Origin of the sequence: Streptomyces sp. NPDC057939 (assembly GCF_042887545.1) — a bacterium.
Classification (GTDB): Bacteria; Actinomycetota; Actinomycetes; order Streptomycetales; family Streptomycetaceae; genus Streptomyces.
In genome coordinates this window covers 231,193-251,338 of sequence record NZ_JBHVPG010000004.1, presented here as the reverse complement: position 1 = coordinate 251,338, position 20,146 = coordinate 231,193, and the positions used below count along the sequence as shown (strand labels likewise).

At 73.7% G+C, this 20,146-nt stretch carries 19 protein-coding genes; 5 read left to right on the top strand and 14 right to left on the bottom strand.

The window, feature by feature from the left end:
* Positions 1-11 precede the first annotated feature (11 nt).
* Positions 12-461: an ATP-binding protein gene (locus ACFVS6_RS07180; RefSeq protein ID WP_389701423.1), complete on the top strand. Its 450-nt coding sequence runs from the start codon at positions 12-14 to the stop codon at positions 459-461.
* Here ACFVS6_RS07180 and argF read toward each other — a convergent pair whose 3' ends face one another.
* From argF to ACFVS6_RS07145, 7 genes are all read right to left on the bottom strand, one after another.
* Positions 462-1,472 (bottom strand): ornithine carbamoyltransferase, encoded by a 1,011-nt coding sequence (argF, locus tag ACFVS6_RS07175; protein WP_389701421.1) that lies wholly within the window; start codon positions 1,470-1,472, stop codon positions 462-464.
* Between the two features lie 109 nt (positions 1,473-1,581).
* A complete protein-coding gene (locus tag ACFVS6_RS07170) occupies positions 1,582-2,808 on the bottom strand; it encodes an arginine deiminase (RefSeq protein WP_389701419.1) in 1,227 nt (408 codons plus the stop codon).
* 55 nt (positions 2,809-2,863) lie between these two features.
* Positions 2,864-3,331: a hypothetical protein gene (locus ACFVS6_RS07165; protein WP_389701417.1), complete on the bottom strand. Its 468-nt coding sequence runs from the start codon at positions 3,329-3,331 to the stop codon at positions 2,864-2,866.
* Positions 3,332-3,985: 654 nt separating this feature from the next.
* Entirely contained in the window at positions 3,986-6,574 is a 2,589-nt protein-coding gene (locus tag ACFVS6_RS07160) for a polynucleotide kinase-phosphatase (protein WP_389701415.1), read from the bottom strand.
* Complete coding sequence (locus ACFVS6_RS07155) at positions 6,571-8,136, bottom strand: 3' terminal RNA ribose 2'-O-methyltransferase Hen1 (protein WP_389701413.1); 1,566 nt, start codon at positions 8,134-8,136, stop codon at positions 6,571-6,573. The genes ACFVS6_RS07160 and ACFVS6_RS07155 overlap by 4 nt, the downstream gene beginning before the upstream one ends.
* Positions 8,137-8,267: 131 nt before the next feature.
* Positions 8,268-9,170: a homocysteine S-methyltransferase gene (gene mmuM, locus ACFVS6_RS07150; RefSeq protein WP_389701411.1), complete on the bottom strand. Its 903-nt coding sequence runs from the start codon at positions 9,168-9,170 to the stop codon at positions 8,268-8,270.
* 22 nt (positions 9,171-9,192) lie between these two features.
* Positions 9,193-10,116 carry an LLM class F420-dependent oxidoreductase gene (locus ACFVS6_RS07145; RefSeq protein WP_389701409.1) on the bottom strand — a complete coding sequence of 308 codons (924 nt, stop codon included), beginning with the start codon at positions 10,114-10,116 and terminating at the stop codon, positions 9,193-9,195.
* Between the two features lie 204 nt (positions 10,117-10,320).
* Between ACFVS6_RS07145 and ACFVS6_RS07140 the strand changes: the two genes are divergently transcribed.
* Positions 10,321-10,584: a hypothetical protein gene (locus ACFVS6_RS07140; RefSeq protein WP_389701407.1), complete on the top strand. Its 264-nt coding sequence runs from the start codon at positions 10,321-10,323 to the stop codon at positions 10,582-10,584.
* 215 nt (positions 10,585-10,799) lie between these two features.
* Here ACFVS6_RS07140 and ACFVS6_RS07135 read toward each other — a convergent pair whose 3' ends face one another.
* From ACFVS6_RS07135 to ACFVS6_RS07120, 4 genes are all read right to left on the bottom strand, one after another.
* On the bottom strand, positions 10,800-11,285 hold the full coding sequence (locus tag ACFVS6_RS07135; protein ID WP_389701405.1) for a DUF6099 family protein: 486 nt from the start codon (positions 11,283-11,285) through the stop codon (positions 10,800-10,802).
* A gap of 122 nt (positions 11,286-11,407) precedes the next feature.
* Positions 11,408-11,740 carry a nucleotide pyrophosphohydrolase gene (locus ACFVS6_RS07130; protein ID WP_389701606.1) on the bottom strand — a complete coding sequence of 111 codons (333 nt, stop codon included), beginning with the start codon at positions 11,738-11,740 and terminating at the stop codon, positions 11,408-11,410.
* A 110-nt stretch (positions 11,741-11,850) separates the two neighbouring features.
* Positions 11,851-13,197, bottom strand: a complete 1,347-nt coding sequence (locus tag ACFVS6_RS07125) for an ATP-binding protein (protein WP_389701403.1) — start codon at positions 13,195-13,197, stop codon at positions 11,851-11,853.
* Positions 13,198-13,524: 327 nt separating this feature from the next.
* Positions 13,525-13,920: a cell division protein SepF gene (locus tag ACFVS6_RS07120; protein WP_362878053.1), complete on the bottom strand. Its 396-nt coding sequence runs from the start codon at positions 13,918-13,920 to the stop codon at positions 13,525-13,527.
* A 98-nt stretch (positions 13,921-14,018) separates the two neighbouring features.
* Between ACFVS6_RS07120 and ACFVS6_RS07115 the strand changes: the two genes are divergently transcribed.
* From ACFVS6_RS07115 to ACFVS6_RS07105, 3 genes are all read left to right on the top strand, one after another.
* Positions 14,019-14,690, top strand: a complete 672-nt coding sequence (locus ACFVS6_RS07115) for a TetR/AcrR family transcriptional regulator (protein WP_389701401.1) — start codon at positions 14,019-14,021, stop codon at positions 14,688-14,690.
* 40 nt (positions 14,691-14,730) lie between these two features.
* Positions 14,731-15,465 carry a DUF2470 domain-containing protein gene (locus ACFVS6_RS07110; protein WP_389701399.1) on the top strand — a complete coding sequence of 245 codons (735 nt, stop codon included), beginning with the start codon at positions 14,731-14,733 and terminating at the stop codon, positions 15,463-15,465.
* A gap of 70 nt (positions 15,466-15,535) precedes the next feature.
* The gene (locus ACFVS6_RS07105) at positions 15,536-16,456 is read left to right on the top strand and encodes an NADP-dependent oxidoreductase (protein ID WP_389701397.1); all 921 of its coding nucleotides are present in this window, start codon (positions 15,536-15,538) and stop codon (positions 16,454-16,456) included.
* A gap of 256 nt (positions 16,457-16,712) precedes the next feature.
* Here the strand turns inward: ACFVS6_RS07105 and ACFVS6_RS07100 are convergent, their stop codons facing one another.
* The 3 genes from ACFVS6_RS07100 to ACFVS6_RS07090 are packed head-to-tail and all read right to left on the bottom strand — an operon-like array spanning position 16,713 to position 19,980.
* Positions 16,713-17,066, bottom strand: coding sequence for a 4Fe-4S dicluster domain-containing protein (locus tag ACFVS6_RS07100; protein WP_389701396.1), 354 nt, complete (start codon positions 17,064-17,066; stop codon positions 16,713-16,715).
* Positions 17,063-18,652 carry an FAD-binding protein gene (locus ACFVS6_RS07095; RefSeq protein WP_389701394.1) on the bottom strand — a complete coding sequence of 530 codons (1,590 nt, stop codon included), beginning with the start codon at positions 18,650-18,652 and terminating at the stop codon, positions 17,063-17,065. Before ACFVS6_RS07095 ends, ACFVS6_RS07100 begins: the two co-directional genes overlap by 4 nt.
* Complete coding sequence (locus ACFVS6_RS07090) at positions 18,649-19,980, bottom strand: LLM class flavin-dependent oxidoreductase (RefSeq protein ID WP_389701393.1); 1,332 nt, start codon at positions 19,978-19,980, stop codon at positions 18,649-18,651. Before ACFVS6_RS07090 ends, ACFVS6_RS07095 begins: the two co-directional genes overlap by 4 nt.
* Between the last annotated feature and the right edge of the window lie 166 nt (positions 19,981-20,146).

Here is a 20,146-nt window from a genome sequence, read left to right as displayed (position 1 = left end):
GGAGGCATGCCGTGCCCGATCCCGCCGCCTGGCGGATCGCCCTCCCGCACACGGCCGCCGCCGTGCCCCTCGCCCGGGCCCTGGTCCGGACCGCGCTCACGGAGGCCGAGCCGGCCGCGGACAGCGACACCGCGGAACTGCTGACGGCCGAGCTGGTCGCCAACGCCGTGGAGCACACCGCCGAGGGCGCCGGCATCCAACTGGTCGTGGAACTCCTGGCGAACGGCTGCCAGGTCGAGGTCCACGACGGGGACCCGTACCCGCCGGGCGACCTGACGGCCCGCCCGGACGACACGCATCCGGACCCCTGGCAGGAGCACGGCCGCGGCCTGCTGCTGATCCGGACGCTGAGTTCCGCCTGCGGCCACCGCCGTACCGCTCACGGCAAGGCCGTCTGGTTCACCCTCGTGGCGCGCGCCGCGGCCGGCACGGAGCCGTGCGTGCCGCGGCCCCGCGCATGACTATGCGAGCGGCTTCGCGAGCGTGGCCACCAGGACGGCCTTGATCGTGTGGAGGCGGTTCTCGGCCTGGTCGAAGACGACGGAGTGGGCCGATTCGAACACCTCGTCCGTGACCTCCAGCGAGTCCAGGCCGTACCGCTCGTGCACGTCGCGCGCGACCTCGGTCCCGAGGTCGTGGTAGGCGGGCAGACAGTGGAGGAACCTCACGTCCGGGTTGCCCGTCGCCCGCAGCACGTCCATCGTCACGGCGTAGGGGGCCAGCGCCCGGATCCGCTCGGCCCAGACCTCCTTGGGCTCGCCCATGGAGACCCACACGTCGGTGGCCACGAAGTCGGCCTGCGCCACGCCTTCCGCCACGTCCTCGGTGAGGGTGATCCGGGCCCCGGAGGCGGCGGCCAGCTCGCGGGCCCGCGCGACGACGGCCTCGGTCGGCCAGTACTCCTTGGGCGCGACGATCCGTACGTCGATGCCCAGCAGCGCCCCGGTCACCAGGTAGGAGTTGCCCATGTTGAAGCGCGCGTCGCCGAGGTAGGCCAACGCGGTCCGCTCCAGCGGCTTCGTGCCGTGCTCGGTGATCGTGAGCACGTCGGCGAGCATTTGCGTGGGGTGCCAGTCGTTCGTCAGGCCGTTGAAGACGGGCACGCCGGCATGGGCGGCAAGCTCCTCGACCGCCGCCTGACTGTCACCCCGGTACTCGATCCCGTCGAACATCCGGCCCAGGACGCGCGCCGTGTCGCGGACGGACTCCTTGTGCCCCATCTGGGAGCCGGAGGGGTCCAGGTACACGGTGGCGGCGCCCTGGTCCGCGGCGGCGACCTCGAAGGCGCAGCGGGTGCGCGTGGAGGTCTTCTCGAAGATCAGCGCGATGTTCCGGCCCGCCAGGCGCCGCTCCTCGGTCCCGGCCTTCTTCGCCGCCTTGAGTTCGGCCGCCAGCTCGACCAGGCCGCGGAACTCGGCGGCGGTGAAGTCGAGCTCCTTGAGGAAACTGCGGCCGAAGAGGTCGGTGGCCATGGGGACTCTCCAGTGTGACGCTGACAGGGGATGATGGAAGTCTATACGATCCCCTGTATTGATATACAGAGCCGGGGGCGGGTGGGCGCGCGAGCCGGGCCGGGCGGCCTCAGACGGCGTCCCGCTCGACCGGGCAGCTCATGCACCGCGGCCCGCCGCGGCCGCGGCCCAGCTCGCTGCCGGGGATCTCGATCACCTCGATGCCCTCCCGGCGCAGGTGCGTGTTGGTGGTCACGTTCCGCTCGTACGCGACGACCACCCCCGGTTCGACGGCCAGCACGTTGCAGCCGTCGTCCCACTGCTCGCGTTCCGCCGAGTGCACGTCCTGCGTGGCCGTGAGGACGCGGATCTTGCCGAGCCCGAGGGCCTCCGCGATCGCCTTGTGCATGTGCTCCGGCGCGTGGTCGCTCACCCGGAGCCCGAGGCCCCCCTCCCCCGGCCGGATCGTGTAGGAGCGGAGCATGCCCAGCCCCGCGTACTGGGTGAAGGTGTCCGCGTCGACCATCGTCATCACCGTGTCCAGGTGCATGAAGGCCCGCCGCTTGGGCATGTCGAGCGCGACGATGACGGTGGCCGACCCGGCGGCGAACAGGCCCCGCGCGAGCATCTCCACCGCCTGCGGGGTGGTGCGCTCGCTCATCCCGATCAGCACGGCGCCGTTCCCGATGACCAGGACGTCCCCGCCCTCGATCGTCGACGGGTAGTCGGACTGCCCCTGCGACCAGTAGTGGAAGGCGCCGGAACCCGTGAACAGCGGGTGGTGCCGGTAGATCGCCTCGAAGTGCACCGTCTCGCGCTGCCGGGCCGGCCAGCGCATCGCGTTGATCGACACCCCGTCGTAGATCCAGGCCGAGGTGTCGCGCGTGAAGAGGTGGTTCGGGAGCGGCCCCAGCAGGAAGTCGTCGAGGTCCATCGCGTGGAAGCGCACCGACACCGGTTCGGGGTGCCGCTCCAGGAACTCCCGCTTCGTCATGCCGCCGACGAGCGCCTCGGCGAGGTCGGCCGGGGAGAGACCGTCGAACGCCGCTCTCAGATGGCCGGTGGCGAGCGGCCCGTACTCCTTCTCGTCGAAGACCCGGTCCAGTACGAGGTTCCTCGCCTCGGGGATGCCGAGGGACTCCCGCAGCAGGTCGCCGAACAGGTGCACGGCGACGCCCCGGTCGCGGAGCACGTCGGCGAAGCCGTCGTGTTCCTGACGGGCCCTGCGCACCCACAGCACATCGTCGAAGAGCAGGGCGTCCTTGTTGCTTGGTGTGAGCCGCTTCAGCTCCAGATCGGGCCGGTGGAGGATGACGCGGCGAAGCCGCCCGGTCTCGGAGTCGACATGGAATCCCATGCCCTACACGTTCCCAGACCGGGCTGCTTTTCGAACGCGCTACGGCCGGGCGGTCTCAGCGCAGGCCGAGGAGCGCGGTCGGGGCGCCGATCAGCTCCGGGGTGGTCAGGCCCAGCTTGGGCGTGGTCAGGTTCGGGATCCCGTAGTTGCTGCCGTCCGGCATCGTCAGCGGGGCGCCGACGATCGCACCGGGGCCACGGGCCAGCAGGGTCGTCGCCGGGGACTCCAGGGAACCCTCGCCGTCCGTCTCTGGCGTGCCCGCCAGGTTCGGCACGGGCGAGGTGACGTTGGTGCCGCCGAGGTCGGTGCCGATGGGCACCACCGGGATCAGTGGGGTCGGGAGCAGGTCGCCGGTGTGGTGGCGGGGCGCCTCGGGGGCGCCGACGATCGGGACGGGCACCGAGGTGGCCACGCGGGGGGTGGCCACGCCCAGCGTGGTCTCCACGGCGTCCAGCGGGACACCCACCGGCACCGACTGGGCGACGGCCGGTGAGGCCGCACCGGCCGCGGCCATACAGGTCATGAGTGCCGCAAGGCTTCCGCGCGCGGTCATCTTCATAAGTGACGTTCCGTCCTTCCAGGGTTGCGGACATTCCGCTGCCCTGGATGAACGATCCCGCCGGGGGTTTCCCCGGCGTTCTCCGCTCAAGTTCCCCCATACGGCCTACTTCGCGGGCATCGCGTGTACGGGACCGGGCGGGGCCGCGTAAGGGCCGGGTGCAGATCCGGTCCGCTCGTCCCGGGCGCCTCCACCCCCGGCAGCAGCCGCACGTCGTGGTCGTGGCGCCGCCGACGAGGGAACGGTAGGGGACCGGCTCGTCGGTGAACAGTCCGGCCGGCCGCCGGCCGTACTCCCGCCGGGCTCCGGCGAACCGTTCCTCCGGGAGTTCGTTCGCGGCGTACACGGCGAACGGTTCCGGGGGTGCCATGCCGGTGAACCGGAACAGGCCGTGCCGCAAGGGGTGCAGGACGTCGGCCGACCGCCCGTGGATCCCGCGGTCATCGGCGGACCGTCCTCGCCGAGCGCCGGGTTCCGGCGGATCCGGGCCACCGGCGAGGTCATGACGTGCGCGGCCGGGCGCGAGCGGCCGCGGCATCCGCTGACCGGACCGCACACGGAGCGGGACCCGGACCGGATCCGGGCCCCGCTCGTGTCACCGGCCTGTGACCGCCGCCCTCACAGACGGGGGTCGACCGGCTCCGACTCCAGGGCGAGCACCGCGAAGACCGCCTCGTGGACCCGCCACAGCGGCTCCCCGGCCGCGAGCCGGTCGAGGGCCTCCAGACCCAGCGCGTACTCGCGCAGGGCGAGGGAGCGCTTGTGCCCGAGGAACCGGCCGCGCAGACGCTCCAGGTGGTCGGGGCGCGTGTACTCCGGACCGTAGATGATCCGCAGGTACTCACGGCCGCGGACCTTGACGCCGGGCTGGACCAACCGGCCCTTGCCGTCCCGGGCGTAGGCCCGGAGCGGCTTGACGACCATGCCCTCGCCGCCCGACGCCGTCAGGTCGAGCCACCAGTCGGTGGCCGCCTTCACCGACGCCTCGTCGCCGGTGTCCACGAACACCCGGCCGGTGCGGCGCAGCAGTCCGGTGCCGGCGCTCTCGTCCGCCGCCGCCAGCCGGTCCAGCCAGGCCAGCTGCTCGTCGTGGGGCACGGTCGCCAGGGAGCGCCCGGCCGCCGCGAGCAGCTGGAACGGCGCGAACCGTACGCCGTCCAGCCCGTCCGTGGTCCAGCAGTAGCGCCGGTACGCCTCGGTGAAGGCGGCGGCGTCGGTGGCCCTGCCCCGCTGCCGCTCCAGCAGGGGGCCGAGCTCGACGCCCCGGGCGGTGGCCGCCTCCAGGGCGGCCACGGCGTCCGGGAGGACGGTGCGCGAGGCCGCGCCGACGGCGGCGTACTGGTTGCGGAGCAGGCCGGTGGACTTCAGCGACCAGGGCAGCAGCTCCCCGTCGATGAGCAGCCAGTCCGTGTCGAGCTCGGCCCAGAGCCCGGCGGCGTCGACCGCGCCGCGCAGCCGACCGAGGAACTCCTCGGTGACCTCGGCCTCCTGGAAGAAGGGCCGGCCGGTGCGGGTGTAGAGGGAGCCGGTGACTCCGCCGTCCACGCCGAACCTCTCCCGCGCCGCGTCGGCGTCGCGGCACAGCAGGACCGTGGCCCGGGAGCCCATGTGCTTCTCCTCGCACACGACCCGCTCGACGCCGTCCGCGCGGTACTGGGCGAAGGCCTCGGCCGGGTGCTCCAGGAAGGACCCGTCGGCGGCTCCGTCGCGGGCGTCCTCCTTCGCGGTCGCGGTCGGCGCCATCGTCGGCGGGAGGTAGGGCACCAGTCTCGGGTCCACGGCGAAGCGGCTCATGACCTCCAGGGCCGCGGCCGCGTTCTCCTCGCGGACGGTGATGTTGCCCAGGTGTCCGGTCTCCACGACGCGGCGGCCGTGGACGTCGGCGAGGTCGAGCGGACGGCCTTCGTGGCCGCCCGGCGCCGCGGTGACGAGCGGCTTGACCGGCTCGTACCAGACCTTCTCGGCCGGTACGTCGACCAGTTCGCGCTCCGGCCAGCGCAGGGCGGTCATCCGGCCGCCGAAGACGGCTCCGGTGTCGAGGCAGATGGTGTTGTTGATCCAGGTGGTGTCCGGGACGGGGGTGTGGCCGTAGACGACGACGGCCTTGCCGCGGTAGTCCTCGGCCCACGGGTAGCGCACGGGCAGGCCGAACTCGTCGGTCTCGCCGGTGGTCTCGCCGTAGAGCGCGTGCGAGCGGACCCGGCCGGAGGTGCGGCCGTGGTACTTCTCGGGCAGCCCGGCGTGGCAGACCACCAGCCGGCCGCCGTCGAGGACGTAGTGGCTGACGAGGCCGGCGATGAACTCCCGTACCTCCTTGACGAACTCCTCCGGCTCCCGGTCGAGCTGCTCGATGGTCTCGGCGAGGCCGTGGGTCCGCTGGACCTTGGAGCCCTTGAGGTGTCGGCCGAGCTTGTTCTCGTGGTTTCCGGGGACGCACAGTGCGCGGCCCGCCTTGACCATGCCCATCACCCGGCGCAGGACGCCGGGGCTGTCCGGGCCGCGGTCGACGAGGTCGCCCACGAAGACGGCGGTGCGGCCCTCGGGGTGGACGCCGTCGCGGTAGCCGAGCTTGGTGAGCAGGGTCTCCAGCTCGGAGGAACAGCCGTGGATGTCACCGATGATGTCGAAGGGGCCGGTGAGGTGGGTGAGGTCGTTGAAGCGCTTCTCCAGGACCACCTCGGCCGACTCGACCTCCTCCACCGAGCGCAGGACGTGCACCTTGCGGAAGCCCTCGCGCTCCAGTCCGCGCAGCGAACGGCGCAGCTCGCCGCGGTGCCGCTGGATGACCCGACGCGGCAGTCCGGCCCGGTCGGGGCGGGCGGCGTTGCGTTCGGCGCAGACGGCCTCGGGCAGGTCGAGGACGATGGCGATGGGCAGCACGTCGTGCTCGCGGGCCAGGGCGACGAGCCCCCGGCGGGCCTCGGCCTGGACGCTGGTCGCGTCGACGACGGTGAGACGGCCCGCGGCGAGGCGCTTGCCGGCGATGTGGTGCAGGACGTCGAAGGCGTCCCGGCTGGCGCTCTGGTCGTTCTCGTCATCGGCGACCAGGCCCCGGCAGAAGTCGGAGGAGAGGACCTCGGTCGGCTTGAAGTGCTTGCGGGCGAAGGTCGACTTGCCCGATCCGGTGGCCCCGATCAGCACGACGAGGGACAGGTCGGTGACGGGAAGTACGCGACGTGTGTCGCCGGGGGTCTCGGTGACGCTCATGCCGCCTCGCCCTCCTTCGGGGTCTCGGTGCCGGTGGTGCCGGTGCCGGCGGTGGTGGTGCCGGCGGTGGTGGTGCCGGTTGCGGTTGCGGTTGCGGTTGCGGTGCGGGTGTCCGGGGCGCCGTGCGCCTGGGTGAAGACCGCCATCTGGGTCGGCGGGCCGACCTCGGGGTCGTCGTCGCCGACGGGTACGTACGCGACGGTGTACCCGTACCGACCCGCGACCTCCCCGGCCCAGGTCCGGAACTCCTCGCGGGTCCATTCGAAGCGGTGGTCGCGGTGGCGGACGTGCCCGGCGGGCAGGGACTCCCAGCGGACGTTGTACTCGACGTTCGGGGTGGTCACGAGGACGGTCCGGGGGCGGGCCGAGCCGAAGACGGCGTACTCCAGCGCGGGCAGCCTCGGCAGGTCGAGGTGCTCGATGACCTCGCTGAGCACCGCGGCGTCGTAGCCGACGAGCCGCTTGTCGGTGTAGGCGAGCGAGCCCTGCAGGAGCCGGACGCGGGAAGCCTGCCGCTCCCCCATCCGTTCCGGCCGAAGTCGCTTGGCGGCCGTGCCGAGCGCCCGCATCGACACGTCGACGCCGACGATCTCGGTGAACGAGACGTCCTTGAGCAGTGCCTGGACCAACTGGCCCTGCCCGCAGCCCAGGTCGAGGACCCGGCTCGCGCCGGCGGCGCGCAGCGCGGCAAGGAGGGCGTCGCGCCGCCGCACCGCGAGCGGCACCGGCCGGTCCTCGGTGTCCCGGGACTCGTCGACGGCGTTGTCGAGTTCCTCCACCTCGCTGCCGTCGGCCTCGGCCAGCCGGGCCAGTTCCAGCCGCTCCAGGGCGTTCTGGGTGAGCCGCTTGTGGCGGGCCAGGTAGCGGGCGGTGATGAGCGCGTGCTCGGGGTGCGCGGCGAGCCAGCCGTCCCCGGCGCGCAGCAGCTTGTCGACCTCGTCGGGGGCGATCCAGTAGTGCTTGGCGTCGTCGAGCACCGGCAGCAGGACGTACAGCTGGCGCAGGGCGTCGTCGAGCTTCAGCTCGCCCTCCAGGACGAGGCGCACGTAGCGGCTGTCCCCCCATGCGGGGAACTGCTCGTCGAGCGCGATGGGCTCGGTCCGTACCGTCCGCCAGCCGAGCGGGTCGAAGAGGCGGTGCACCAGCTCGGAGCCGCCGCGGGCGGGCAGGACCGGGATCTCGATGCGCAGCGGGAGCGGCCGGGAGGGCAGTTCGGGCCGGGCGGCGCACACGCCCTTCAAGGCGGTGCGGAACACCCCGCTGAGGGCGACGGCGAGCAGCGAGGAGGCCGCGTAGGGCCGGTCGTTGACGTACTGCGCGAGGGCGGCGTCGGGGGCTCCGCCGCGACCCTTGCCCTGACCGCGCCGCACGAGTGCGACGGGGTCCACCTCCAGCAGCAGCGCGGCCGTGCACCGCTCCGCCGTGGCCTCGGGGTAGAACACGTGGGCCGTGCCGTGGGAGGTGGAGAACGACTGCGCCTTCCCGGGGTGCTTGTGCAGCAGGAAGCCCAGGTCAGTGGCAGGTTTCTCGGTCGTGCCGGTCGCGCTGATCGTCAGGAACATGCGTTTCAGTATGTGTCGCGGCGCGCTCGCGGCCCACTGCTTTTCGACCCGGCCGGCGGCCGTCGCGCCCGTTGCCCTCCGGCCGGTCGGACGCCCCCTCGGCGGGGGCCGCTCCGCCGGTCACGGAAGGGTCAGGGCCGGCCCCGTCCGGTGAGGGCGGTGCGCAGTCGCGCGATGCCGTCCGGGGTGATGCGGCAGCAGCCGCCGACGAGCCGGGCTCCGGCGCGCTCCCAGGCCGCGGTGGGCCAGGCGTCGCCGGGTGGCGGGGCGTGCCAGGTCCGGGTGGCCGCGTCCCAGACGGAGCCGTCGTTCGGGTAGGCCAGCAGCGGCTTGTCCGTCACCGCGGCGGCCGCTTCGAGGGCGGGCAGCACCTCCGCCGGATCACAGCAGTTGACGCCGACCGCGATCACCTGGGGGGCCTCGGCGGCGAGCGCGAACGCTTCGGCGAGCGGCTGGCCGGCCCGGGTGCGGCCGGCCTCGACGGTGTAGCTCAACCAGGCCCGGGCCCCCGCCCCGGCGAGTACGTCGACCAGTGCCTCGGCCTCGTCGGTGTCCGGGACGGTTTCCAGGGCCAACACGTCCGGCGCCCCCGGGCCGTTCGCCGGCAGCGCCTCGATCCGGGGGCGGTGGAAGGCCGCCAGTTCGCGCACGGTGAGGCCGTACCGGCCCCGGTACTCGGAACCGTCCGCGAGGACCGCCCCGTACGGGCCCACCGAGGCGGCCACCCAGACCTCGTGGTCCGCCGCCCGTGCCGCGGCGTCGGCCAGGGCGACGCCGCGGCGCAGCAGGGCGGCCGCGCGCGGGTGGTCGGGGCCGATCTGGTAGCCGGCCGTGGTCAGTACCTCGGCGCCGGCCCGCGCGTACGCCGTGTGGGCGGCTTCGACCTGGTCCGGGCGTTCGGCGAGGACCCGGCCCGTCCAGAGGTCGCCGGACAGGTCGCAGCCCTGGTCGGCGAGCTGGTTGCTCAGTCCGCCGTCCAGGAGCACGGTGCGGTGGGCCAGGGCTGCGGCGAGCGGGCCGGTGGCGCGGGGCATGTCGGTGGGCTCCCTTCCGGTCTCAGCCGAGCTGGGACAGCACCCGGGCGGAGATCAGCTCCAGGTGGTCCAGGTCGTCGAGGTCGAGGATTTGGAGGTAGACCCGGGAGGAGCCGATCGCGGCGTAGGTGCCGATCTTCTCGACGACCTCGTCCGGCGAGCCGGCCAGACCGTTGGCCTTGAGTTCGTCGACCTCGCGGCCGATGGCGGCGGCCCGGCGTGCCACCTCGGCGTCGTCCTTGCCCACGCACACGACGAGGGCGTTGGAGTAGACGAGTTCGTCCGCCTTGCGGCCCGCCTCGGCGGCGGCGTCCCTGACCCGGGCGAACTGCCGGCGGCTGTCCTCGATCGAGGCGAACGGCATGTTGAACTCGTCCGCGTAGCGGGCGGCGAGGCGCGGGGTGCGCTTCGCGCCGTGCCCGCCGACGAGGACGGGCACCTTGGCCTGGGCGGGCTTGGGCAGGGCGGGCGAGTTCTCCACCTGGTAGTGCTTGCCCCGGTAGTCGAACGTGGCGCCGGGCGCGGTGGCCCACAGGCCGGTGACGATGGCCAGTTGCTCCTCCAGCCGGGACATCCGCTCCGCGGGGAAGGGAATCCCGTACGCCTTGTGCTCCTCCTCGAACCAGCCCGCGCCCAGCCCGAGCTCGATCCGACCGCCGGACATCCGGTCGACCTGCGCCACCTGGATCGCGAGGACGCCGGGCAGCCGGAAGGTGCCGGCCGTCATCAGGGTGCCGAGCCGGATCCGCTTGGTCTCGCGGGCCAGGCCCGCGAGGGTGATCCAGGCGTCCGTGGGGCCGGGCAGGCCGTCGGCGGAGCCCATCCGCAGGTAGTGGTCGGAGCGGAAGAACGCGTCGAAGCCCAGGTCCTCGGTGGCCTTGGCGACGGTCAGGAGGGTCTCGTAGTCGGCACCCTGCTGGGGTTCGGTGAAAATGCGAAGATCCATGCCCCCCATCCTGCCCGTCCCCCTCCCCTGCCGGGTGAATCTGCGTCAACCGGACGCGGCGCCCTCCGGCCCGCCAGTGACCAGCACGGATGGGGATCGTTGGCTCGGACGGAGCCGGACCGCCGGCCCGCGCGCCGGCGGCTCACCGTCCGGTGCGTCCACCGCCCCCTCCCGCTGGGAGGGGCCAGGGCCGAGGAGGCCGCCATGTCCCACGAGGCCGTGCCGGAAACCCGCCACCAGACCGGATCGACCGGACGGGCAGCACACGACGACGCACGCCAGGAGTCCGCGGTACCCGCCCAGGGCGGCGCGCCGCAGGGTCTGCTCCAGCAGATGGAGGAGCTGTTGGAGGCGCTGAACGCCGATCTGTCGCAGCTCGACGCGGACCTCCAGCACTCCGCGGACCGCACTTCCCCGGCCGCCCCGCCGGCCCCGGGCCACCGCACCCACGACGGCGAGCGCCACTGAGACCCGTTGCTCCGCCCGTGCGGGGGTCCCGTCGCGCGCGGCGGGACCCCACTGGAATCCACTCGCGCCCGCTCGCACCGGCCACCCACATCCGGCACCCGGCACCCGGCACCCGGCACCCGCGCGAACTCTGCCCGCCCGATGGCCCCGCACGTGCGCGACCTACGCACCCGCTCGGCCCTCCCAGCCTGGGCCCCGCCCGTCGGCCCGCGGTCTCAGGCGACGCCCGAGGCCGATCCCCGTTCCCGGACGGTCATCCGGCGCAGCAGGGCCCGAACCCGGTCGCTCGATTCGTCCGCCGCGTCGATGGATTCCATGGACTGCCAGTACAGGCTCTCGTCGTCCGTTGCGCAGGCCACGCCGACGAGCGCTATGCCGACCTCGCCGAGCAGCGCCTGAAGCCCCAGGAGCGCCGGGCGTATGTCCGCCACACCGGTCAGTTGCGCCGCTCTCGGCGGCTGCTGGGGCGCCGTGCCCTCGCCCCGCAGTGCGGCCCGGTCGATCACCCCGCAGCCTCTGCCTCCCGCTTCTCCCAGTCCTCGTGCCTCCGCTCTGAGCTCCGGCGGCCCCGTGACCGCCAGCCAGCTCCCCACTCCTTGGGCGAGCGCCTGGGCCTGCCAGGCCTCGCTCACGATGTCCCACGCAGCCCCGCTCTGTGCCAGCGCGTGCCGCCCGGCCGCGATGAGCCGTACCGCATCCATATGCCGTCCCCCGTCCGCACGACATCCGCCGTTCTCCACTACCCAGAGTGAAGGCAACGAGCCAGTAAAGCCAGGGGTATTCGGAAATCTGTGGACACAAAACGTGGTTGTGGACGACGCCATCACTCCGAAGAGTGACGATCAGTGGTCGAGGTTCCGGTCACCGGGAAACGGAGTTCGTTCCTCTCGATCTTCGCGGCGAGCGCGTCCAGCACGTCCACCCCCAGGACCTCACAGAATTGCAGCAGATACGCGAGCACGTCGGCCACCTCGTCGGCCACCTTGTGTGCGGTTTCGGGCTTTTCCATCACCGCGGCGGACTCTTCCGGTGTCAACCATTGGAAGATCTCGACCAGTTCCGACGCTTCCACGCTCAGGGCCACGGCCAGGTTCTTGGGCGTGTGGTACGGACCCCAGCCCCGGGCCTCGGCGAACTCGGCGAGCCGCCGCTGCAACCGGTGGAGCCGCTCCTCCCGCGACTCGCGGGAGCCCTCCCGGGAGCCCGTGGTGAAGTCCTCCGAGCAGTCCGCGGGGAAGTCCTGGCTGTCGTCCATGGGTACGGCGTTCATGGGGACAGGTCTACCACCGAGACGCCCGGAAGATCCCGGGCGGTTCCGGCGGTGTCCTCTCCGATGGCGCCGACCAGCCGGATGTGGCCGCGCGCGCCGGACAGCAGGGCCAGTCGCAACAGTTCGGCGCTCTGGCGCCGGTCGAGCCCGCGATCGAGGTCGTCGGCGAGAACGGTCAGCGCCTGCCGGGCGGACAGCAGTTCGGCGGCGGGGTCCACGGCCAGCACGCCGGGGCCGGTGAGCAGGACCAGGGCCAGCGCCAGGAAGCGGAGTTCGCCCGCGGCGAGCCGGCCGAGTTCGGTGGCGGGGCGCCCGGGACCGCGGTCGAGCAGGCCGGTGACGAGTCCCGTCCGGGCGGCCTGGAACGCGCCGAAGGCCCCGTCCCCGCCGCCCGGTTCGCCCTCGCTGACCCGTACGTCGAGCGCGGCCACCGGGCCGGCGCACCCGGTGCGGGCCGCCGCGGCGAGCAGGGCGTGCCGGGTGCCGCATTCGTGGCGGGTCCGGCGCAGGACGTCGGCCAGGTTGGCGCAGTCGCCGCGCAGCCGGCCCTCGCCGGGCGTGACGGGTCCACGCATCCGCTCGGGGCGGGGGTCGCAGGGGAACACCGAGCGCAGCGCCACCACCACCTGCTCGGCCGCGGCCAGGACGCGCCGCTGTCCGGCGGTGGATCCGGCGACCCGCAGGGGCAGCAGGGCGGTGCCGAGCCGGTCGTCGGGCAGCGGGGCGCGGGTGACGCCGACGGCGCCCCCGGTGAACCAGCCGGCCTGGACGGATCGCCGGCGGGGGTCGCGCAGGGCGGTGCTGAGCAGGATCTGGCCGTCCTGCGAGAGCCGTTCGCCGACGACGCGCAGTTCGGGCTCGGCCTGTACGGCGAGGTCGAGGCGGACCGGCCCGACCGGGCCGTCGACGGTGCAGCCGATCCGGAACCCGCGCCGACCGTCGGCGTCGGGGACCGCCGTTTCGGGGACCCGGGCGACCGGGTCGGGGAACACGTCGTCGAGCGGACTCCCGCAGCCGAGCCCGGCCAGGGCCTGGTAGGCGGCCAGGGCCTGGGACTTGCCGCTGCCGCTCGGCCCGGCGAAGAGGGTGACGGGCCCGAGCGGGAACACCGCGGCCCGGTGCGTCGCGAAGGCGGAGAGGCGCAGTTCGGTGACGGTCGGACGCAGGTGCGTCGGACCGGCGGGCCCGGGCCCGGACCCGGACCCGGCCGTGCCGGCGCGTGCGGGGCCACCGGCCGGCGCGATCGTACCCACCCGACTGCCCGCCCCGACGACCGAACGCGCCGTACCGGCGCCGACGGCGGCCGCGCGCACGCCGGCATCGGCAGCAACGGCCGCGCGCACGCCAGGATCGGACGTGGTGGCCGCGCGCACGCCGGCATCGGCAGCGGCCGGGCGCGTCGGGCCTCCCGTCGCGTCAGCCGGGCGCGCGTGAGCGTCCGACGCCATGGCGGAACGTGGTGGAGCGTCCGACGCAACGGCCGAACGTGGTGGGGCGTCCGTCACCGCGGCCGAGCGTGTGGGGGCATCGGGTGCGGCGGTCGGGCGTGTGGGGGTGTCGGTCGCGGCGGCCGGGGGGCGGCGCGCGTCCAGGGTGACGTCCATGACGGGACGGTACGGGCCGTCGGACCACCCCTGGACGCGGCGAACCGTTCCGTCGCCGCGACCTTCCTACGATCGGGGGACGGCCGCGGCCGCGATTCCCTCGACCTCGGTGCCGACCGGGGCCAGCAGGAAGACGTTCCGGTCGACCCGGTGCATCCCGCTGCCCAGTCCGAAGACCACGCCGCTGCTGAAGTCGAGGATCCGCTTGGCCACTTCGCCGTCCGCACCCGTGAGGTCCAGCAGGACGGGGATCTGCGCGATCAGGTACTCCGCGACCTCGCGCGCGTCGGCGAAGATCTGAACCCGGATCACCACGAAGCGCCGCTGTTCCGCCGCCGCGGCCCCGGGACCCTTGGGGATGGTGCGGTGGTCCACCCGGGAGGGCCATTCGTTGCGACTGCGCAGGGGCACCACCTGCGCGAGTCCCTCCCACTGTTCGTCCGTGACGTCGTACCTGCTCACCGGGCCGCCTCGGCCGTGCGCTTCATGTGCATCCGCCCATCCTCTCGCGTTTCACCCGTTCAGCCCAACACCGACACGAAGCACGTAGGGTCGCCGTCATGACCAATGGCGACGAGGTCCGTACGGTACGCGACATCGCGGGCGCCGGTGCCGCCCACCGGCCCGCCTCCCGACCCGGTCCCCGGGCGCCGATCACCCTGCCCCGACAGCGGGCCGACGCGGTGCGCAACAGGGCCCAGATCCTGGCGGCCGCCGAGCAGTTGTTCACGGAACGCGAACCCCGCAGCGTGACGATGGATCAGATAGCCAAGGCCGCCGGGGTGGGCCGCGCCACCCTCTACCGCCGCTTCCCCGACCCCGCCTCGATCGCGGCCGCACTCCTCTACGAGCACGAACGGATCCTCCAGGAGCGCCTCGCCTACGGTCCGCCCCCGCTGGGACCGGGCGCTCCCCCGGCCCTGCGGCTGGCGGCCTTCTACGCCGCCGCGGTCGAGCACCTGGAGCGACACCTTCCACTGGCCCTGGGCATCCTGCCGGGCCCCGGACGGTTCGCCGCGGCCACGTACGGGCAGTGGCGCGCCCACGTGCGGGGGCTGCTCGGGGCCGCGGGAGCCGCCGACCCCGAGGTCAGCGTGGACGTCCTGCTGAGTCCGCTGGCGCCGGAGGTCTACCAGTTCCAGCGGCACACCCTCGGCTTCCCGCCCGAACGGATCGCCGAGACGCTCGGGCGACTCGCCCGCGGGGTACTCCCGGAGAACCGAATGAGTTAGGTTAGGCATACCTAACTCGCTCCGAGAGGGAGAGATCCGCATGCGCCTGCCCGGTGCCCCCGCCGCCACGCCCCCCGCCCGGCCGACCGAAGCCGAACGGGTCCGGTCCATCCTGGCCGCCGCCCACTCGATGACGGTGGTCGTCGACGGGGTGCGCAGCGAGGTGCGCCAACTGGACGGCGGCGACGTGCTCGGCCGGTTCCACCTGCATCCGGCCGGGCCGGCGGCCGGACATGCCGCGCCGGCGAACGACGACCGTCCCGCCATTCGCCTGGAGTTCACCGACATCGCGCCCACCCCGGTGCGCGACCGGGTCCGGGGGCGCGTCACCGTGCTGGGCCACCTGCTCACCCCCTACGCCGACGAGGGCTCGGCGCCCGGGGACAGCACCTGCGTCGAGTACGGCCGGGCGATCCTGGAAACCTCGGAGGGGACCTCGTACATCGGACTGGAGGAACTGGACGAGGCATGGCCCGATCCGCTCGCCCCCTACGAGGCGGGCATGCTCACCCACCTCCTCGACGACCATCCCGAGCTGGTCACCCTGCTGCTGCGGCTGGTCCGGCCGCTGCCCTCGGCCGCGGTCGTGCGCGCGCTGCCCCTCGCCCTGGACCGGTACGGAATCACCCTGCGGCTGGAGGAGCGGCGCGGCCACCGCGACGTCCGACTGGCCTTCCCCTCCCCCCTGGACGACGTGGAACAGTCGGGCGCCCAGATCCAGGCCCTGCTCAGCGCCGCCCGCCGGCGCTCCCACCGCAACACGCTGCCCGCCTGAAGGGCGTTCGCACGGCTGCGCGCCGGGCGGAAAGCGGAATAGCCTCCGTGGCACCCGGGTTGGGACGACCATGAAGGCAATCACTTATCACGCGTACGGAACCCCCACCCGGTTAGAGCTGGTTGACGCCCCGGAACCGAAGGTCGGCCCCAGCGAGGTGCTGATCCGCGTCAAGGCGGCCGGGGTCAACCCCGTCGACTGGAAGCTCGCCGCGGGATTCCTCGGACACGTCCTCGAAGTGCGCCACCCCGTCATCCCCGGCTGGGACGTGGCCGGGATCGTCGAGGCCGTCGGCCCGGACACCGACGACTACGCCGTCGGCGACGAGGTCTACGGCTACGTCCGCAAGGAATGGGTGCAGCTCGGCACCTACGCCGAGTTCGTCGCCGCGCCCGTCCGCACCCTGGCCCGCAAGCCGCGCGGGCTGACCTTCGAGCAGGCCGCGGGCCTGCCGCTCGCCGGTCTCACCTCGTACCAGGCCATCACCCGCGCGGGCGTCGGAGCCGGTCAGACCGTCGTCATCCACTCCGCCGCAGGCGGCACCGGATCGCTGGGCGTGCAGATCGCGGTGGCCCTCGGCGCCCGGGTGATCGGCACGGCCGGCGCCCACAACCACGACTACCTGCGCGGCCTCGGAGCCGAACCCGTGCTGTACGGGGAGGGCGTCGCCGACCGGATCCGCGCGTTGGCCCCCGAGGGCGTGGACGCCGGGCTCGACTTCTACGGGGAGGGCGGCGTCGAACTCCTCCAGTCCGTGGTCCGCGAGGGCGGCCCGGTCATCTCCATCGCCGACAACGACGCCGGGTCCAAGGGCGCCAAGCACATCTGGGCGCGGGCCGACACGGCCGACCTCACGGCCCTCGCGGAACTCGCCGAGTCGGGGCGGCTCACCGTCAACGTCGAGCACGCCCTGCCGCTCGCGGAAGCCGCCGAGGCCTGGGAACTGAGCGCCCGGGGCCGGACCCGGGGCAAGATCGTCCTCACCGTCTGAGACGGACGGACGGGCGGGCGGCCTGACGGACGGACGGACACCGAGGGCATCCCAACGGCCCGGCACCACCCCGACGGTCCGCCGGAACGCGGTCGCGCTCCGGCGGACCGGACACCGGTGGACCGACGACGAAGGTCGGTGGAAGCCGGGTGGAAGACCGGTGGACCGGCGGCGGAAGACCGGTCGAAGGTCGATGCACCGGCGGTGGAAGAACGGTGGTCCGACGGTGGAACACCGCCGGACCCCGCGCCGCCCGTCAGGAGATGATCGGCCTCCCCGGGCCGCCCAACGACGGGCCGACGGCCCGCAGCGCCCCGGGGGTGCGGCCGTGGCCCCAGCCGATCTCCCTCCGGTAGCTGCCGAGCAGGCCGCTGCCCGCGAGCGCGTCCTCGTCCCGTACGGCCGGGTCCTCGGACTGCGGCCGGGTGAGCGGGGACACGAACAGGGCGTCGACGGGGCAGTTGGCCTCGCACAGGAAACAGGTCTGGCAGTCCTCGTGCCGGGCCAGGAACGGGATCCCGTCCGGGCCGCGCTCGAAGACGTCCGTGGGACAGACCTCGATGCACTTGTCGCAGGCGATGCAGCGCCCGGCGGAGACCAGCTCGATCACACCGCCACCCCCGTCCCGCGCCCCACGGCCGGCCGGGCCCACACCCGGTCGAGCCCGCCCGCCAGGATCCGGTGGTGCTGCGCCGGATCCTGCTCCGGGTGGTCGAGGCGCCGGGCCATGCCGCGGGACTCGGTACGGGCCAGGGCGGAGGCGTACATCCATCGCGCGTGCGCGGTCATCGCCGCGGCCTGCCGGGCCTTCACCAGCCCGACACCCTCGCCGTGGAGGCGGGCTCGCAGCTGCGCCCAGCCCGCGTCGAGGGACCGCAGCGACTCGGTGAGCCCCTCCCCGTGGCGGAGGTAGTTCTTGTCGTAGGGGAGCACCTCCTCACGTACGAGTTCCACGGCCTCGCGGTGGTCGAGGGGCGCGGCGGCGTTCCCCGTCGGGCGGAGCCCCGCCCCACCCGCCCCGTCGACCCGCCGGGCGGCGGCGCTGCCCGAGCCGAGGGACCGCGCGTGCCGGGCGGCTCCCCGCCCGGCCCAGCTGCCGGAGGAGATCGCCCAGGCGGCGTTGTGGCTGCCGCCCCCGGTGAAGCCCCCGCAGATCTCCTCACGGGTGGCCGCGTCCCCGGCGGCGTACAGGCCGGGGACCCCGGTGGCGCAGTCGTCGGCGGTGATCCGGATCCCGCCGGTGCCGCGGACGGTGCCCTCGGCCAGCAGGGTCACCGCGAACCGGTCGGTGAAGGGGTCGATGCCGAGCCGGTCGAAGGTGAGGAAGAAGTTGGGCTGCGCCCGGCGCATCGCCTCCCGGGCGTCCCCGTCCGCCCGGTCCAGTCGGGCGAAGACGCGGGCCCCGGTGAGGAGTTCGCGGGCGATGACCGATCGGCCGCCCTGGGAGGCGGCGCCCTCCAGGGCTTCGCCGTCCTCGCGGTAGAAGGTGGCGAAGGAGTAGAAGGCCGTCTTGGTGACGGAAGTGCCCTCGGGGGCGATGCCGTAGGCGTTGGAGAACTCCATGCCCGACATCTGCGCCCCGACCTCGGCGGCGAAGAGCGCGCCGTCACCGGTGTTGGTGTTGGTGCCGAGCGCCCCGCTGAGGAAGGCGCAGCCGCCGGTGGCCAGGACCACGGCGCCGGCCCGGACCCGGTAGTCCTCACCGGCCTGGCGCCGGTGGCCCGCCGCCCCGGCGACGGCTCCGTCCCGGTCGGTGAGCAGTTCGGTGACCGGGCTGTGGTCGAGGATCCGGACGCCGGCGCGGCGCACCCGCACCCGCATCCGCCGCATGTACTCCGGGCCCTGGAGGCCGCCCCGCAGCGGCTGTCCGTCGGGGCCGGTGGGGAAGGGGTAGCGGCCCTCGACGGCCAGTTCGTTGATCCGGTCGTAGGTCTCGTCGAGGACCCGGGCCATCCAGCGCCGGTCCGCGAGGTGGCCGCCGAGGCCCTCCCGGGAGGCCATGGCGGCCTCCCGGGCCGCGGGTTCGGGCGGGACGTACCAGACGCCGGTGCCGCCGGCGGCCGTGGCGCCGCTGGTTCCGCAGTAGCCCTTGTCGGCGAGTACGACGCGGGCCCCGTCCTCGGCGGCCTTCAGCGCGGCCCAGGTGGCGGCCGGTCCGCCGCCGACGACCAGGACGTCGGCGAGGAGATCGCTCATGCCGTCCCCTTCGCGTACCGGTTGGCGGGCCGGGGCAGGCCGTAGTTCTCGCGCAGGGTGGCACCGGTGTACTCGGTGCGGAACAGGCCGCGGCTCTGGAGGATCGGCACGACGTGGTCGACGAAGTCGGTGAGTCCGGTGGGCAGCACGGGCGCCATGATGTTGAACCCGTCGGCGGCGCCCTGCGTGAACCACTCCTCCAGCTGGTCGGCGATCTGCTCGGGGGTGCCGGCGAACACGCGGTGGCCGCGGCCGGCCCCCAGGCGGGCGATCAGCTCGCGCAGGCTGAGCCCGTCGCGGCGGGCCAGTTCGGCGACGAGCGTGAAGCGGCTCTTGTTGCCGTTGATGTCCCGCTCCTCGGGCAGCTCGGGCAGCGGGCCGTCGAGGTCGGAGCCGGTCAGGTCGACGCCGAGCATCCCGGAGAGCTGCGCGAGGCCGTACTCGGGCACCTGGAGGTCGGTGAGCTGCTGCTCCAGGGCCTTCGCCTCGGCCTCGGTGGAGCCGATGACGGGGGCGATGCCGGGCAGGACGAGGAGGTCGCCCTCGGCGCGGCCGTGGCGGGCCAGCCGGGACTTGAGGTCCTTGTAGAAGGTCTGGCCGTCGGCGAGGGTCTGCTGGGCGGTGAAGACGGCCTCCGCGTACTGGGCGGCGAACTCCTTGCCGGCCTCGGAGGATCCGGCCTGGACCAGCAGCGGGTGGCCCTGGGGCGAGCGCGGCACGTTGAGCGGGCCGGCCACGCCGAAGTGTTCGCCTCGGTGGGCGGCCGGGTGGAGCTTGTCGGTGTCGGCGTAGATGCCGCGCTCCTTGTCGAGGACGATCGCGTCGTCCTCCCAGCTGTCCCAGAGCTTGGTGGCGACGTCGAGGAACTCGCGGGCGCGCTCGTAGCGCAGGCCGTGCTCCAGGTGCTCGTCCCGGTTGAAGTTGCGGGCCTCGTCGACGGTTCCGGAGGTGACGATGTTCCAGCCGGCGCGGCCGTTGCTGATGTGGTCGAGGGAGGCGAACTTGCGGGCGGTGTGGAACGGCTCGTTGAAGGTCGTCGAGACGGTCGCGATCAGTCCGATGTGTTCGGTGACCGCGGCGATGGCCGAGAGCAGCGTCAGCGGCTCGAAGCCGCCGAGGGCGTTGTAGCGGGCCTTGCCCCAGAGGGCGAGGCCGTCGGCGAAGAAGATGGAGTCGAGTCGTCCGCGTTCGGCGGTGCGGGCCAGTTCCTGGAAGTAGCGCAGGTCGGTGACGCGCTCGGGGGCGCTGTCCGGGTGCCGCCAGGCGGCGTCGTGGTGGCCGGCGTTCATAAGGAAGGCGTTGAGGTGGAGGGTGCGGGGTGCGGACATGTCTGTTCCCTGTGTTCGGTGGTGGGCGCGGGGCGGGGCGCGGGGCGGGGCGCTGGTGCCGGGACGCGGTCCGTACCCGGTGCGACGGACCGGGTACGGGCACGGGAGCGGGCGGGGGCTCCGGGAGGTGGGCCGGGGCCGGGGCCGGACCCCGGGGTGCGGGGAG

What these genes read in the sequence shown, in the direction of transcription:
- argF (WP_389701421.1), bottom strand. Translation starts at nt 1,472, where the DNA reads ATGGCCACCGACCTCTTCGGCCGCAGTTTCCTCAAGGAGCTCGACTTC.
- ACFVS6_RS07170 (WP_389701419.1), bottom strand. Translation starts at nt 2,808, where the DNA reads ATGGGATTCCATGTCGACTCCGAGACCGGGCGGCTTCGCCGCGTCATC.
- ACFVS6_RS07165 (WP_389701417.1), bottom strand. Translation starts at nt 3,331, where the DNA reads ATGACCTGTATGGCCGCGGCCGGTGCGGCCTCACCGGCCGTCGCCCAG.
- ACFVS6_RS07160 (WP_389701415.1), bottom strand. Translation starts at nt 6,574, where the DNA reads ATGAGCGTCACCGAGACCCCCGGCGACACACGTCGCGTACTTCCCGTC.
- ACFVS6_RS07155 (WP_389701413.1), bottom strand. Translation starts at nt 8,136, where the DNA reads ATGTTCCTGACGATCAGCGCGACCGGCACGACCGAGAAACCTGCCACT.
- mmuM (WP_389701411.1), bottom strand. Translation starts at nt 9,170, where the DNA reads ATGCCCCGCGCCACCGGCCCGCTCGCCGCAGCCCTGGCCCACCGCACC.
- ACFVS6_RS07145 (WP_389701409.1), bottom strand. Translation starts at nt 10,116, where the DNA reads ATGGATCTTCGCATTTTCACCGAACCCCAGCAGGGTGCCGACTACGAG.
- ACFVS6_RS07140 (WP_389701407.1), top strand. Translation starts at nt 10,321, where the DNA reads ATGTCCCACGAGGCCGTGCCGGAAACCCGCCACCAGACCGGATCGACC.
- ACFVS6_RS07135 (WP_389701405.1), bottom strand. Translation starts at nt 11,285, where the DNA reads ATGGATGCGGTACGGCTCATCGCGGCCGGGCGGCACGCGCTGGCACAG.
- ACFVS6_RS07115 (WP_389701401.1), top strand. Translation starts at nt 14,019, where the DNA reads ATGACCAATGGCGACGAGGTCCGTACGGTACGCGACATCGCGGGCGCC.
- ACFVS6_RS07110 (WP_389701399.1), top strand. Translation starts at nt 14,731, where the DNA reads ATGCGCCTGCCCGGTGCCCCCGCCGCCACGCCCCCCGCCCGGCCGACC.
- ACFVS6_RS07105 (WP_389701397.1), top strand. Translation starts at nt 15,536, where the DNA reads ATGAAGGCAATCACTTATCACGCGTACGGAACCCCCACCCGGTTAGAG.
- ACFVS6_RS07095 (WP_389701394.1), bottom strand. Translation starts at nt 18,652, where the DNA reads ATGAGCGATCTCCTCGCCGACGTCCTGGTCGTCGGCGGCGGACCGGCC.
- ACFVS6_RS07090 (WP_389701393.1), bottom strand. Translation starts at nt 19,980, where the DNA reads ATGTCCGCACCCCGCACCCTCCACCTCAACGCCTTCCTTATGAACGCC.